The organism is Butyricimonas faecalis (assembly GCF_003991565.1).
GTDB classification, from domain to species: Bacteria; Bacteroidota; Bacteroidia; order Bacteroidales; family Marinifilaceae; genus Butyricimonas; species Butyricimonas faecalis.
Genome location: NZ_CP032819.1, coordinates 412,673 through 427,934 on the forward strand (window position 1 = coordinate 412,673; position 15,262 = coordinate 427,934).

Consider the following 15,262-nt stretch of genomic DNA (forward strand, 5'->3'; position numbering starts at 1 on the left):
GAGGAGATATGATAACGAGAGAGAGTTACGAGATCTATTTCATGGATTACATGGATGGGAATTTGGCGGAGAGGGAGCGGGCAGAGGTGGAGGCTTTTTTGTTAGTTCACCCCGATTTGCGGGAACAGCTTGACGGGATGAGTGAGGTGAGACTGAAAGTTTCCACGGAAGTTTTCCGCAAAAAAGAACAGATCAAACAAATGGTGAGAGAAAGGGAAATGGAGTATTATGCCATCGCTACCACCGAAGGGATTATCACGGATGAAGAACGGGCGTGGGTGGACGAGAATACCGATAAAAAAGTATTTGAACGGGAAGTCGATGTATATGCCAAGATCAAAGTGAAATCTGATCCGGCATCTTGGTTCGAAGGAAAAGCCGGGTTGTACCGTAAGTCCGGGGTGATACTTCTTGTTAAACGTTATGCGGCTATTGCCGCGGTAGTAGCTTTGGCTATCGTGGTTGCCATTTATACCACGCAGGAAGAAGAATTCTCTATGGAAGATATACCTATGACGGTGGTGAAAACTGAAACACTCCCGTTACCGCAAGCGTCAGAACCGGATGAAACCGGAGAAGCGGGAATAATCGAGGAACCGGAAAGTGTCATCGTACGACCGATGGAACCGGGAAAAGTACCGGTTGAAGTTGTGGAACGTGTGATTCCACCGGATGTCATTCAATTGAAGAAACATCTGAAAATTCCCGTGGTGATTATGGCTCCACAGCCAAGTGAGATCCTGACTTCCCCGTACGAGGAACTCCGCTTTCAGATGTCGGAGAAAGAGCAACAGGAACCCGTGTTTCAATCGATCACCCGATCGGGCAAGTCTGATAATATCGTGAATAACTTGATTGATGCGGGAAAGAATGTGCTGGAACATTTTCGAAGTAAAGAGAAAAAAGACATGGAAAACCTGTAACTAATTAAGGGAATTAAACGTCATGTAAGAAAAAAATTAATTAAAGATAAGATCATGAGAATAATAGCTGCTTTTATCATGCTTATGGTGTGTGGGTTATCAGCTTCGGCACAACGAGACAGTGTGATTGTCAACGACGGTTGGCGAAAAGATACTGTTCGCACCAAAGAACAGGCATCGGACACCATTAGCAAGGAAACAGAAATGATAATTTGGGATAACACGGTGCGAGAAAGCAGCGAGAAAAGGATTAACCATCCGGTCAAGTACCCTTGGGATGTCAGGGTATTATCCAAGAAGCCTCTCCGGCCGAACAAATTTCGCGGACACTGGAACGGGTTTTATTTCGGGTTTGTAAATTTCGGGAAAACAAACTATTCCAAATATGGCGGTGATCACTTCATGGAGCTGGATTGGGCAAATTCGTTTACAATGCATTTTAACTTTGCCAAGTTTAGCTTTGGTTTGAGTCCCCGGCAGCGTTTCGGTATATTCACGGGATTCGGCCTGGACTACTCCCGCATGTGTCTGGATGGAGATATTACTATTCGCAGGGGAAAAGGCGAGATGCTGCATGCCGTACCGTTGTCAGAATGGGAGATTGCGGATGTGAAGCGGAGTACATTCAAGACGCTCTATTTAACGATACCCCTGATGCTGGAAAAGCAATTCCCGGCTCCTGGCTGGAAAAGATTTTACGTGTCTACCGGTTTTGTAGGAGGCATCCGTTTGCATACCAAAACAAAGGTTGTCTACACGAGTGAGAAAGGAAATAAACGTAAATTGAAAGAAAACGGAAGTTACGGCATGGTCCCTTTTAAGGTAGATTACACGTTGCGCGTTGGTTACCGGGGCGTGTGTATTTGGGGAAATTATTCGTTGACAAATATGTTTAACACGAATCGGACTCCGGAGTTGAGACCTTTTGCGGTAGGGTTTGGAATAAATATTTAAAGAACTTATATGCAAGTTTACGATAGTACTGGAAAAGTCCTTTCAGAAGAGAAAATACTACCCTCTCCAACTCCCCCTTACACTGGGGGAGGGTTGATTACCGGGCGATGTTTCCTCTTCAATCTTGAAACACTTTCATCGCCCTTCTGAATATTCCATGCAGGTAAGCAATTGTCATTCCATAGTTGCTGACAGGTATCCCTGCATCAATGGCAGGCTGGAGTCTGTTTTTCAATTGCTTTCCGGTGATCATGCAGCCCCCGCATTGAATGACCATGGCGTAGTCGGTGATGGGACGGGTGATGGCATCCAAGCCGGCAATAAAGTCAAATTGAAAGTTCTTCCCGGTGTATTCCTGTAGCCAGCGGGGAATCTTGTGGCGTCCGATGTCCTCGCAGGAAACATGATGGGAACAGGACTCTAGCATAAGGATACGATCGCCTTCTTTTAATTCTTCAATCCGGGGAGTTCCGGCAAGATAAGCCTTAAAGTTCCCTTTGTGGCGGGCAAGAACGATACTGAAACTCGTGAGAGGAATCTCCGGGGGGACGAGGGCTGCTACTTTCTTGAATACCTGGCTATCGGTTATTGCCAGACGAGGGCGGATACCCGTTTTCTCCAGAAAAGGAGCAATCTCTTCCGGTTGCAGCACGATCGAAGTGCAATGATTGTCGAGTATATCCCGAATCATCTGTACTTGCGGCAAAATCAATCGTCCGGCAGGTGCTTCGGAATCGATCGGGGTAATCAGTAACACGATGTCTCCGGGAGAAAGTAAATCGCCGATTAATGATTTCGGGGCATTATCCTTTTTCCATGTACTTTTTAAGGCATCCAGAATTAGATCCGTGTTGTCCTCCCGTGTGGAGTAGTCGATTACCGGACAGTGGTAGGTTGTTGTCAGTTTTTCCTTTAAAGCGGGAGTCAAGGCGACTTCGTCCCGTTTGTTATGGATCACCAGAAACGGGATTTCCGATTTCTTTAATTGTTCGGCAAGTTGTCGCTCGTGTTCCCCGAAATGGTTATTCGTGATCACAAGCAGGGCCATGTCGGCTTGAGATATAGCGTTTCTGGTTTTTTCCACCCGCATTTCACCTAAAGGACCCGAGTCGTCAATGCCTGCCGTGTCAATAAAGATAACGGATGCAAAATCCGGGATTTCATAACTTCTTTTTACCAGGTCGGTAGTCGTTCCGGCCACATCCGAAACGATAGCAATATCTTGACCCGTCAAGGCATTGATTAGCGAGCTTTTCCCGCTGTTTCTCCGTCCCAATAATATGATGTGTAATTTATTGTCTTTTCCCATAAAGCTGACTGATTTTAGATTTTGAATTTTAGATTTTGAATTCCGGCTGCACAAGGCTGACGCTTTGACTACCCCCTCTAACTTTCCCTTGCACAGGGGGAGGATATGCTGCACCGGAACATGGAAGCGACTTTACGCGTTTTTCCATTCTACATTCTAAACTCTACATTCTAAATTTCCTATCATCGATACATTTTCACGTCTTCCCGGGTGATGGTGTTACCGCAAAGAATGACCAATCGTTCCACGACGTTACGCAGTTCGCGGATATTACCCGTCCATTCGCATTCTTTTAAGGCGGCGATAGCATCGGGATATAGCGTTTTTGGAGAGATGCCCATTTCCGTGCATACTTCCGTCAAAAAGTGATTGGCCAGATCATCAATGTCTTCCAAGCGTTGGCTTAAAGGAGGTACGTCAATAATAATCACGCTTAACCGGTGATAAAGGTCTTCCCGGAAATTTCCTTTCTTGATCTCTTCTTTTAAATTCTTGTTCGTGGCGGCAATGACCCGCACATCTACATTTATATCGACATCCCCGCCCACACGGGTGATCTTTTGTTCCTGTAAAGCTCTCAGTACTTTTGCTTGGGCATTGAGACTCATGTCGCCAATCTCGTCCAGGAAAAGCGTTCCCCCGTTGGCAAGTTCGAACTTCCCTTTCTTTTGCTTGATGGCCGAGGTGAAAGACCCTTTTTCATGTCCGAACAACTCGCTCTCGATCAGTTCCGAGGGAATGGCAGCACAGTTCACCTCGACAAAGGCATTGTCTTTTCGGTGGCTTAATTCGTGCAGCTGATGGGCGACAAGCTCTTTTCCGGAACCGTTAGGTCCGGTGATCAATATTCGGGCATCGGAAACGGCCACCTTGTCGATCATGGCCCGTATATGGTTTAACGCCTCGGAATTTCCGATCATGTCGTATTTTTTGCTGACCTTGTTTTTCAACGTCTTCGTCTCGTGAATTAATAAGTGCTTGTCTGTCGCGTTCTTTATCGTGATCAGTATACGATTCAAATCCAACGGTTTTTCGATAAAATCGTATGCACCTTTCCGGATAGCCTCGATGGCCGTGTCGATGGTCCCGTGACCGGAAATCATGATTACCGGGGTGTCCGCGGAGAATTCCTTGATACGCTCCAGTACTTCGATACCTTCCATTTTGGGCATCTTAATATCACAGAAGACAACGTCGGGTTTTTCAGACTTCACGGAAACAAGTCCTTCCATTCCGTTTTCAGCCAGCACGACTTCGTATCCTTCGTATTGTAGAATATCCTTCATCGAATTACGGATACTTCTTTCATCATCAATCACTAATATTTTCGTCATACAACATTCTTTTTCTCTCACCGCAAATTTAGCTAAATAATTCGGAAAAAGAAATATCGGGTCATTGCCTTCGGTGAATTCATCAATTGAAATTTATAGGCAAGTTTACAGCAAATCAATACTCCCTTCTTCTTATTGAATTCTAACTCAAATAAAGCCGTAAATAAACCCAAATAATACCATATACTCAGAGAGCATTCGACGTTTACTCGTAGCTGAACCATCCCGTAACGTTTGAGCAACGGCTGAACAACGGCTGAGCAACGAATAAGGGGGATTATTTCCATAGCTTTTCAGTAGGATTTCCATTAGTTTTCAGTAGAAGTTATTTCCGATGATTAATTAAATGAAGGATGTGCAAAATACTTTTTCATGTATGCAATGATAAATTACTATCTTTGTGCCGAATTTGAAAGGTCATATTCAATTTTCAGTTTTCAATTTTCAATTGTTTAACCATGCGTATCGATATATTAAGTGTAGTACCGGAATTATTGGAAAGTCCTTTGAATCACTCGATTATTAAACGAGCAAAAGAAAAGGGGATCGTGGAAATTCATATTCATAACATTCGGGATTGGTCGAAAGATAAACACCGGAAGGTGGATGACTATTCTTTCGGGGGAGATGCCGGGTTGGTGATGGCTGTTCAGCCGATTTTTGACTGCATCAACGAGTTGACTTCCCAGCGGCATTATGACGAGATTATCTATACGGCTCCGGATGCTCCCGTGTTTAATCAAAAGACGGCAAATGAATTGTCATTGAAAGAAAATATCATGATTCTTTGCGGACACTACAAGGGGGTGGATCATCGGGTGCGCGAACATCTGGTCACCCGGGAAATATCCGTGGGGGATTACGTCTTAACGGGCGGTGAATTACCGGCTTGTATCATGACGGATGCCATCGTGCGCCTGTTGCCGGGAGCCATGGGGGATGAAACCTCTGCTTTGACTGATTCTTTTCAAGACAACCTGTTGGCCCCACCCGTGTACACGCGTCCTGCCGAATTTAACGGGTGGCGGGTGCCTGAAGTTTTGTTATCCGGTAATCATGCCCTGATTGATGAGTGGCAGGAACAACAAGCCTTGGAACGGACAAAGGCCTTACGTCCGGATTTGCTTGATGACTAGATGATTACAGCTTGGCGTGGTGATATTTTATTGTTTGCATTTTTAAGTGGGTAGGGTTGCAGTTGTTGTATTTGCTATGTAGGTATATTTTAGAATATATAAAATATGACATTTCCTTTGTCGTGTGGATAAATAGTCATACCTTTGTGAAAATAAATAATTCTTTGTGTATGAAAAAGGTGATGTATATTTTGAGTTGCATAGCATTGTTTTTATCATGTGGAGATAAAGACGTGTATAAGGCTCCGGAGGTAGATTTGAATCTGTTGAAACCATACGAGGATATGGAGGTCATTGTTCCGGAGGGGTATGCCTCGATTGTCAAGTTATATGATGATACCTTGGCCATTTGTACTTATTCAACAACAATTTCGGTTCCTACTTACTGGGCGTCTAAATTGAGTCGGGCTTCTGAAAATAGTCCGATCACGATTGAAAATATCAAAAATGAGAATAATTATTATCAAGGCGTGTTAAATGCTTGGCAAGTTGTGGTTTTTGAGGATAGTCAAAAAGGTGATTATGACTACAACGATTTGATCATACACGTGAACTGGAGCATTCGGGAAAATAGCTACACGGTGGCTGTTCATCCAATTGCTTTAGGATCTTCTAAGAAAATTAAGTTGGGATTTGAGAAAATGGATGGTAATATTTCGAGCGTGGACGAGGTTATCGTGGCAGAGAATTGTCGGAAAGATCTGTTTGAGGGGAGAGAGGGGTTTATCAATACTTTTTCCGGCAAAGAAAAGGTGATTATTAATAACGGTAAATATACGTATCGGAAAGAGTTGGCCAAACAGAGTAATGACCTTAGATGTGCCGTGAATTGGTTTATTGAAGTGGATGGCGGGACAAGATTGTATGCTATTACGAATAATCCGGTATGCCTAAATCAAGAAGGAAGACCTTATGGCTTGATATTCACTAGAATCTATGATGAATATACCTATTGCAACAAGAAGGGAGAACGTTGTGGTCTTGATTGGTTCCTGTATCCACAAGAGTTGGTGAGTATATTCGATATTTATGATTTCGATAGCTACATGAAAACAGGGGATATTTCTATTTTCCGAATACCTAAAGAAGGTTTTTATGATGCTATAGGCGAAGGGATACCGATGGGGAAAGATGGATTGTTGTATTGTCCGAATTCGTTGTATAACGTGAATCTACAATAGCGTGTTAAAACGGGGTGTTTTCCCCGTTTTTTTATGCCTTTTCCCGTTATTTTTCAGCACATTTTGTTTGGCAGGTTGATATTTATTTGTACTTTTGCGCCCGTGTTATAAAAACATAATGTCTAATTTATTAGGAGATAAGCATTTATTATTTATTATGGCAGAAGAACAAAAAGAAATGCAAGCAGAACTTGCACAAGAAGAAACCAAGAATGTTGCTCCCGTGGCAACCACAAGCGCAGAGGCTGACGAGAATTTTGACTGGGAAGCTTATGCAAATGATGATGTAATCCCCGCATCAGAAAAAGAAGAATTGGCTAACAGATATGCCGAGACGCTTTCATCTGTAGTAGAGAAAGAAGTGGTTGAAGGTACTGTTATCTCAATGAACAAGAGAGAAGTCGTTGTAAACATCGGTTACAAGTCAGACGGTATCATTTCATTGAACGAATTCCGTTACGATCCGGAATTGAAAGTGGGAGATAAAGTAGAAGTTTACGTTGAGACTCAAGAAGACAAGAAAGGTCAATTGACTCTTTCTCACAAGAAAGCAAGAGCTTTACGTAGCTGGGATCGCGTTAATGCAGCGTTGGAGAACGACGAAATTATCAAGGGTTACGTTAAATGTCGCACGAAGGGCGGTATGATCGTTGATGTATTCGGTATCGAGGCATTCTTACCGGGTTCTCAAATCGATGTTAAGCCGATTCGTGATTACGATATCTATGTTGGTAAGACCATGGAATTCAAAGTGGTTAAGATCAACCAAGAATTCAAGAATGTTGTTGTATCTCACAAAGCTCTTATCGAGGCTGAGTTGGAACAACAGAAGAAAGATATCATCTCTAAATTGGAAAAAGGACAAGTACTTGAAGGTACTGTTAAAAATATCACCTCTTACGGAGTATTCATTGACTTGGGTGGCGTAGACGGATTGATCCACATTACCGACCTTTCTTGGGGCCGCGTAAATCATCCGAATGAAATCGTTGAGTTGGATCAGAAGTTGAACGTTGTTATTCTTGACTTCGATGACGAGAAGAAACGTATCGCTCTTGGTTTGAAACAATTGACTCCGCACCCGTGGGATGCTTTGAGCGCAGACTTGAAGGTGGGTGACCGCGTGAAGGGTAAAGTAGTGGTTATGGCTGACTACGGTGCTTTCGTTGAGATTGCTCCGGGTGTAGAAGGTTTGATCCACGTATCCGAAATGTCATGGTCTCAACACTTGCGTTCAGCTCAAGACTTTATGAAAGTGGGAGACGAGGTAGAGGCTGTTGTTCTTACCTTGGATCGCGACGAAAGAAAGATGTCTTTGGGTATCAAACAATTGAAGAACGACCCGTGGCAAAATATCGAGGAGAAATATGCTGTTGGTACGAAACACAAAGCTATCGTGCGTAACTTCACGAACTTCGGTGTGTTCGTTGAGATCGAAGAAGGAGTTGACGGATTGATCCACATCTCTGACTTGTCTTGGACGAAGAAAGTAAAACACCCGGCAGAATTCACTCAAATCGGTGCCGAGATCGATGTTGTAGTTCTTGAAATCGACAAGGAAAACAGAAGATTGAGCTTGGGTCACAAACAATTGGAAGAGAATCCTTGGGATGTGTTCGAAACGATCTTCACCGTTGATTCTATCCACGAAGGAACGATCACTGAAATCTTTGACAAGGGTGCTGTCATTGCGTTACCTTACGGCGTAGAAGGATTTGCTACTCCTCGCCACTTGGTAAAAGAAGACGGAACTCAAGCTAAAGTTGACGAGAAATTACCGTTCAAGGTGATCGAATTCAACAAGGGTGCCAAGAGAATCATTCTTTCTCACTCTCGTATTTTCGAAGATGAGCAAAAGGCTGCCGACAATGCCAAGAAGAAAGATGAAGCTAGCGCTACTAAAAAAGCAGTGAAGAAAGTAAAAGAGAAATTGGAAAAGACAACTTTGGGTGACATCACCGAGTTGGCTGCTTTGAAAGATCAAATGGAAGCTAAAGGAGAAGGCGAAAAGAACAATTAATTTGTGAAATTCGAATTGACTATATTAGGGTGCGGTTCGGCCGTACCCACGCTTCAAAGAAATGCTGCCGCTCAGGTACTTCATGTACTTGAGCGGTACTTTCTTATTGATTGTGGTGAAGGTACTCAACAACAGTTGAGGCGTTTTAAGGTACCCTACAATAAGATTAATCATATTTTTATTTCCCATTTGCACGGGGATCATTTTTTCGGACTGATCGGTTTGTTGTCCAGTTTTTCATTACAGAATCGTCGGGCTGAATTGCATATCTATTCGGATAAGCGTTTGCAGGAAATTGTTGAGTTCCAGTTAAAGGTGATGAACGCTCGTCTGAATTACCCGTTGATATTCCATTACCTGGACCGTGAACCCGGTGTGATATATGAAGACCGTATGATGACGGTTCACACTTTTCCTTTGAAACATCGTTACGAGGCTCCGGTGACCGGATTTTTGTTTGCCGAGAAAGAGAAAGAGCGGAACATTAAACGGGAGATGACGGATGCTTTTCATGTTCCCGTGGCTTTCATGCATCGTTTGAAAAAAGGGGAAGATTATATTACTCCCGACGGTGAAGTGATAGCGAATAGTCGCTTAACGACAGCACCACCTGCACCCCGTTCTTATGCTTACATGACGGACACGCTTTTCCGGGAGACTTTTGCCGAATACGTGAAGGGGGTTGATTTACTTTATCACGAATCCACTTACGGGAACGAGTTTGAGGGGTTGGCCAAGGACACTTTTCACAGTACTGCAGGTCAAGCAGCCCGAATGGCCGTACTTGCCGGGGCAAAACATCTTCTGCTGGGACATTTTTCGTCCCGTTATCCTGACCCAGCCCCTTTGTTGGAACAAGCACGGGAGATTTTCCCGAACACGGATTTGTGTTATGATGGGGCGGTATTCGAATTGCCGGCCGTGAAGAGGGGATAATGTTGTTCTGGTATGGCTTGTTCCACTTTTGAGCTAAGGTTTCTCTAACTTTTATTCTGATTTTCAAGACAAGTGGCATATAGTAGGTGGTGTGAACTATTATGAACTTGTTTGATGTTGAATTGTCCTGTATTTTTGTATAGAAAAAATGAAATCATATTTAAAATAACAGTTATGAAAGTAGTATTTTGGTTGCACATTTTAGTTTTTCTTTCGCTGTACGGGTGTTCAGGAGGGGGCAGTGAAAAGGAAGTAATCCCTCCAATGGAACCGGAAACTCCGAAAGTGCGAATTGCTTTAAATTGCGGTATCGCTTCCCGGGCTACGGAAACGAATTTCGAGTCGGGAGACAAGGTCGGTTTGTTCGTGGTGAATTATAACGGTTCGTCTGCCGGGACGTTGCAGAACACGGGAAATCATGCGGATAACGTGAAGTTTACTTATTCTTCTGCGTGGACACCAGAGCGAGATATATATTGGAAAGATGGTACGACGAAGGCTGATTTCTATTGTTATTATCCGTATGCGACAGTAACGGATGTTACGGCGTACAAGTTTTCGGTGGCAGAGGATCAATCGACGGAAACCAGTTATAAGGCATCCGATTTCTTGTGGGGAAAAACGGGTGCGGTGTCACCGTCGAGCAACGCGGTTGATATTACCTTGAAACATGTTTGCAGTTGTATGCAGATTAAGGTGGCTGCCGGTAAGGGGTACACGCAGGAGGAGTTGAACGGGGTTATCGAGAGCGTGACCGTACACGGTGTCTGTGCCGGAGCTTCGATCAACTTGGCAACGGGAACTGTGACGGCGGAAGGCGGGGAGAAGGTGATCATCCCTTGGAAGAGTGGCGAGTGTTACAAGGCGTTGATCGTTCCGCAATCTGTTGAGGAGGTGGGACTGATCGTTATTCTTATTAACAAGAAAGAGTACACGTTGAGGAAGGCTTTCACGTTTGAAGCGAATAAACGGTACACGTTTACGGTTACGGTCGATAAGACGAATAATGGTATAAATGTCGGCATCGGTAGTTGGGAGGAGGATGGTGTTGACCACGGGGGTGTGGCTGAATAGTTTAAAATGATAAGCTATGAAAAGAAGATATTGTGTTTTGGTTGCCTGCATGATGGCGTTTCTATGCTTGCTTTTTGCCTGCCGGGAAGATGAAGGCGTGATGGGAGGCGAGGATCCCCGACTTCCGATTGATTTGTCGGGGGAGATTGACCAGGTGATGCTGTCGCGGGTGAATGACGGGGGATTTTGTGATCAGGATGTGATTGGGGTGTATATCGTGGACTACGAGGGAGGAAATCCCGGAGAGTTGGCATTGGAAGGGAATCGGGCTTCTAATGTGCAGTTCACGTACAATGAGGCTAATAATAAATGGAGCGGGGCGTATGATATTTACTGGAATGATACGAAGACCCCGATAGACGTGTACGGGTATTATCCTTGGAGTTCTCCGGGGAGTATCAGCGAGTATGCTTTTGAGGTGCAGAAGGATCAGGCGAAGGCGGGGGCAAATGGGAATTTGGGAGGCTATGAGGCGAGTGATTTTCTTTGGGGAAAGGCGGAGAAGGTGGAACCTTCAACGAAAGTGATTTGTTTGGCTTTCCGTCATAAAATGAGTACGGCACGGGTGACACTGATGGAAGGAGAGGGATTTGCCGAAGGGGAATGGACGGGGTTGGAGAAACAGGTGTTGGTGACAAATACGAAACGGAAGGCGTTGATTGATTTGAATACCGGGGACGTGACGGCCACGGGGGCGGTTGCTACCACGGGAACGATACCTTATCAGAAGGATGGGGTATTCCGGGCGATCGTCGTGCCGCAGGAGGTGAATGCCGGAACGGAGTTGTTCAAGATAACGGTTGATGGTGTGGTGTATACTTTCAAGAAGAACGAGGCATTTACTTACGTGCCTTCGAAGATGCATAATTTCACGATTCGAGTAGACAAAAAGGAAAATACCGGTGCGTATGAGTTCGTGTTGGTGAGCGAATCGATTACGGCATGGGAGAATGATGAGATAACGCACAATGCGACGGCAAGGGAGTATATCGTGATTGAATCTGAGGCTGGGAAGTTGAAGGAGGCGATTGTTGCGGCGAATAAGGATTTTCGAAAGTTGCAGAATCTGAAGATTACGGGGGAGATTGATGCAGGTGATTTTTATTTTATGCGGGATTCGATGAATTTGTTGCAGTCGTTGAATCTGAAGGAGGTAAAGATAAAAGGTGAGGATGATGTAATTCCAGGTAATGCATTGGAGTCTAAATATTCTTTGACAAGATTAGTGTTGCCGGATCAATTGAAACAAATCAGCCACAGTGCTTTTAGCAATTGTAGAAACTTGACCGGTTCGTTAATTATACCGGAGGGTGTTACGAAAATCGAGAATGCGGCTTTTCTCAATTGTCAAAATTTGACAGGAACTTTGTCTCTGCCATCAACATTAGAAGTATTAGGTACTGGGTATGGTATTGGCGTTTTCAGAGGTTGTAAATTTGTATGTGAATTGAAGCTTCCGGAAAAATTAAGATACATTGGAATACAAGCTTTTTATGGATGCTCGGGATTTTATGGAGAATTGCATTTACCGGGTAGTTTGGAATTTCTGGATAGCGATGCATTTGGTGGATGTAGAAATTTAACGGGTTCAATAACAATACCTCAGGGAGTAATGGAGATTGGAGAAGCTACATTTGCAGGTTGTTCGGGATTGAATGGAACTTTAACTTTGCATGATGGAATTGTATCTATTGGAGCACGCGCTTTTGAAGGCACTTCTCTAAAAGGAGAGTTGCATTTGCCAAAGAATCTTGCAGCAATCGGTGAGAATACATTTTGCGGTTGTGATTTTTCGGGGACATTGGTTTTGCCCGATGGATTGAGGTCTATCGGTGATAAGGCTTTCGCTTATAACTGGCGTTTGATGGGTGTTTTGGAATTCCCGGAGGGGATACAGAGTATCGGGGCCGGGGCTTTTGCCCAATGTCGTAGTATTGAAGGTTTGGTTTTTCCGGAAAGTTTGGAAAATATTCGTTACGAGGTGAGTTGGGGAGAAAATGGTGGTGCTTTCCAAAATTGTTTCGGTATCGGAAGTATTGTCTGTAAAGGTACTATTCCGGCTTATGTGCAGGCGGGGGCTTTTGATGGGGTGCCCAAAGATAATTTTACATTAGAGGTCCCGGAACCTGTTGTAGCACAGTATCAAGTTACTCCTGGATGGAGTGATTTTAAACGAATTGCAGCTCATCGGGAATTGGTTTGCAGGCCGGCGTTGGCGACAGCTATAAATACGGAATGTGTTCGTCGTCTGGTGCTGAATGCCGAGGGAGATTGGAAGGTAATCGAATTGCCTGACTGGTGTGTGTTGTCTCAAATGGAAGGATCGAAAAAGACCGAATTGATGTTGACAATAAAGGAGTTGAGCCGGGGTGGAGAACCTCGCGAGGGGGATGTCGTGTTCCAGTTGAAGGATAAAGACTACACGACACGTTGCCATGTAACACAATATGATTACGAATACGGAGAGGACGAGATTATCACCTTGCAGGAGCATAAAATTGGTAACGGGGTTAATCTGGTATTTTTGGGAGACGGTTATAGTGCTTTGGATATTTCGAAAGGGAATTATATGACAATGATAAAGGAGCAAGTAGAACGTTTCTTTGATATAGAACCTTATCGGACATATCGAGATTATTTCAATATTTACACGGGGATCGCAGTTTCCCCAGAAAGTGGTGTCGGCACAGTAAATACGATTCGATACACGAAATTCGAGACAACGTACACGGGAGGGGTTGGTTTGCGATGTGATTACGATGCCGTCTTTGCTTACGCATTGAACATGCCGACGGTGAACAAAGGGAATTTGAATCAAACATTGATTATTATAACACCGAATTCAACGGATTACGGTGGAATTTGCCAGATGTGGGGAGATGGTTCCGCTATAGCATTCTGTCCGTTGAGTGATTACGGGTATCCGTTGGATTCCCGGGGTGTGATTCAACATGAGGCCGGAGGACATGGTTTCGGTAAGCTAGGGGATGAGTACATCTATCACAATGCGTTTATTGATTTCTGTGATTGTACTTGTTGTGCGCATGTAAAAGAATTTAATTCTGCGAAATCTTTGGGATGGTACGAAAACTTGTCCCTTACCGGAAAAATGCATGAAGTGCCTTGGGCTCATTTCATTTTTGATGATCGGTATAGTGACGTGGTGGATATTTACGAGGGAGGATTTATGCATGCACGTGGAGTTTTCCGTTCGGAACAGAATAGCTGTATGAATAATGACATCCCTTATTATAGTGCGATCAGTCGAGAAGCGATCGTGAAACGAATCATGGAATATGCCGGGGAATCTTACTCGTTTGAGAAGTTCGTGGCGAATGACAAGCGCGATGCCGGTGAATCGTTGTCCCGTTACGCGGATCGTCCGGGTGTTACGGTGCGGGGTAATCAATACGCGCCCCGGATTCATGAGGGGAAACCGGATATTTTGAAATAAGGGTTGAATGTAAAAACAAGTAAGCTATGAATTGCATGAAAATAATATACAGAATCGGGATACTCTATTTCCTGTGCCTCTCGGCTGGTTGCTCTAATTCGAAAAAGGAGATAGAGCCCGATAATCTGTTTGTCACTTTTGACGTGGTACATCCTTCGCTTGCCCGGGCCACCGCGACTGATTTCGAGGCGGGTGACCGGATGGGGGTGTTCTTGACGGAGAAAGATGCTCCTTTGGAAGTTTCCGGGAATTATGTGAATAACGAGTTGTTGACGTATTCCGGTTCGAAATGGGAGTCCGGAAGAAAGATTTATTGGAATGACGGTGCGTATGACGTGTTCGGGTATTACCCGTACGTTTCCCCGTTAACTAGCGTGGATGATATGCCGTTTGAGGTGGCGTTGGACCAGACTACGGCGAGAGATGGGAGTTTGTTGGGAGGTTACGAGGCTAGCGATTTCCTGTGGGCAAGGTCGAAGAACGTGACCGCTGGGGATGGTGCGGTGAAGTTAACGTTTGCTCACCGGATGAGTAGATTGAATGTCCGGTTGGTCAAGGGTGAGGATTATGACGGGGAACTGCCTGAAGAGGCCGAAGTGTATGTACATAACACGGTTCCATCGGCCACGATAGATTTGAGTGCGGGGTTTGTAACCAAGAATCCTTACGGTACGGCGGCGACAATTCGGGCGATGAAGACGGGGACTTACCAGTATTCGGCCATATTGGTGCCTCAGCGCATTGATAATAGCAAACCGCTGGTGGAGGTGGTGATGAAAGGAGTTGCTTATCTGGTGGAGAGCCGATTTGTTTTCAAGCCGGGAATACAACACACGGTAACGGTGGTGATTTCGAAAAATCCGGAACAGGTGAAAATTGAGATCGGGGGTGAAATTGAAAATTGGGATTAATAGAAAGAAATGTGTATTTTTGCCGTATGT

11 protein-coding genes are annotated in these 15,262 nt (G+C 44.4%); 9 read left to right on the forward strand and 2 right to left on the reverse strand.

The features are described 5' to 3' along the window. The first annotated feature begins 8 nt into the window (after positions 1-8). On the forward strand, positions 9-923 hold the full coding sequence (locus D8S85_RS01730) for an anti-sigma factor family protein (RefSeq protein WP_127074745.1): 915 nt from the start codon (positions 9-11) through the stop codon (positions 921-923). Positions 924-977: 54 nt separating this feature from the next. Continuing rightward, positions 978-1,877, forward strand: coding sequence for a porin family protein (locus D8S85_RS01735; protein ID WP_127074746.1), 900 nt, complete (start codon positions 978-980; stop codon positions 1,875-1,877). A gap of 118 nt (positions 1,878-1,995) precedes the next feature. Here D8S85_RS01735 and hydF read toward each other — a convergent pair whose 3' ends face one another. Continuing rightward, positions 1,996-3,186, reverse strand: coding sequence for a [FeFe] hydrogenase H-cluster maturation GTPase HydF (gene hydF / locus D8S85_RS01740; protein ID WP_106624518.1), 1,191 nt, complete (start codon positions 3,184-3,186; stop codon positions 1,996-1,998). Positions 3,187-3,368: 182 nt separating this feature from the next. Continuing rightward, a complete protein-coding gene (locus tag D8S85_RS01745) occupies positions 3,369-4,520 on the reverse strand; it encodes a sigma-54-dependent transcriptional regulator (RefSeq protein ID WP_106624519.1) in 1,152 nt (383 codons plus the stop codon). Between the two features lie 458 nt (positions 4,521-4,978). Here D8S85_RS01745 and trmD point away from each other — a divergent pair, with 458 nt between their 5' ends. From trmD to D8S85_RS01780, 7 genes are all read left to right on the forward strand, one after another. Further along, entirely contained in the window at positions 4,979-5,656 is a 678-nt protein-coding gene (trmD, locus tag D8S85_RS01750; RefSeq protein WP_106624521.1) for a tRNA (guanosine(37)-N1)-methyltransferase TrmD, read from the forward strand. A 170-nt stretch (positions 5,657-5,826) separates the two neighbouring features. After that, on the forward strand, positions 5,827-6,837 hold the full coding sequence (locus tag D8S85_RS01755; protein WP_106624522.1) for a DUF4114 domain-containing protein: 1,011 nt from the start codon (positions 5,827-5,829) through the stop codon (positions 6,835-6,837). Positions 6,838-7,015: 178 nt separating this feature from the next. Continuing rightward, positions 7,016-8,857, forward strand: a complete 1,842-nt coding sequence (gene rpsA / locus D8S85_RS01760) for a 30S ribosomal protein S1 (RefSeq protein ID WP_394345041.1) — start codon at positions 7,016-7,018, stop codon at positions 8,855-8,857. Between the two features lie 3 nt (positions 8,858-8,860). Then, positions 8,861-9,793 (forward strand): ribonuclease Z, encoded by a 933-nt coding sequence (locus D8S85_RS01765; protein ID WP_106624523.1) that lies wholly within the window; start codon positions 8,861-8,863, stop codon positions 9,791-9,793. A gap of 174 nt (positions 9,794-9,967) precedes the next feature. Beyond that, on the forward strand, positions 9,968-10,867 hold the full coding sequence (locus D8S85_RS01770; RefSeq protein WP_158641681.1) for a fimbrillin family protein: 900 nt from the start codon (positions 9,968-9,970) through the stop codon (positions 10,865-10,867). A 16-nt stretch (positions 10,868-10,883) separates the two neighbouring features. Beyond that, complete coding sequence (locus D8S85_RS01775) at positions 10,884-14,321, forward strand: leucine-rich repeat protein (RefSeq protein WP_127074747.1); 3,438 nt, start codon at positions 10,884-10,886, stop codon at positions 14,319-14,321. A gap of 35 nt (positions 14,322-14,356) precedes the next feature. Then, positions 14,357-15,232, forward strand: coding sequence for a fimbrillin family protein (locus D8S85_RS01780; RefSeq protein ID WP_158641682.1), 876 nt, complete (start codon positions 14,357-14,359; stop codon positions 15,230-15,232). Positions 15,233-15,262: the final 30 nt, after the last annotated feature.

Coding starts and splice junctions, on each gene's coding strand:
- D8S85_RS01745 (WP_106624519.1), bottom strand. CDS start 4,520: ATGACGAAAATATTAGTGATTGATGATGAAAGAAGTATCCGTAATTCG.
- D8S85_RS01770 (WP_158641681.1), top strand. CDS start 9,968: ATGAAAGTAGTATTTTGGTTGCACATTTTAGTTTTTCTTTCGCTGTAC.
- D8S85_RS01780 (WP_158641682.1), top strand. CDS start 14,357: ATGAAAATAATATACAGAATCGGGATACTCTATTTCCTGTGCCTCTCG.
- D8S85_RS01755 (WP_106624522.1), top strand. CDS start 5,827: ATGAAAAAGGTGATGTATATTTTGAGTTGCATAGCATTGTTTTTATCA.
- rpsA (WP_394345041.1), top strand. CDS start 7,016: ATGCAAGCAGAACTTGCACAAGAAGAAACCAAGAATGTTGCTCCCGTG.
- trmD (WP_106624521.1), top strand. CDS start 4,979: ATGCGTATCGATATATTAAGTGTAGTACCGGAATTATTGGAAAGTCCT.
- D8S85_RS01730 (WP_127074745.1), top strand. CDS start 9: ATGATAACGAGAGAGAGTTACGAGATCTATTTCATGGATTACATGGAT.
- hydF (WP_106624518.1), bottom strand. CDS start 3,186: ATGGGAAAAGACAATAAATTACACATCATATTATTGGGACGGAGAAAC.
- D8S85_RS01775 (WP_127074747.1), top strand. CDS start 10,884: ATGAAAAGAAGATATTGTGTTTTGGTTGCCTGCATGATGGCGTTTCTA.
- D8S85_RS01735 (WP_127074746.1), top strand. CDS start 978: ATGAGAATAATAGCTGCTTTTATCATGCTTATGGTGTGTGGGTTATCA.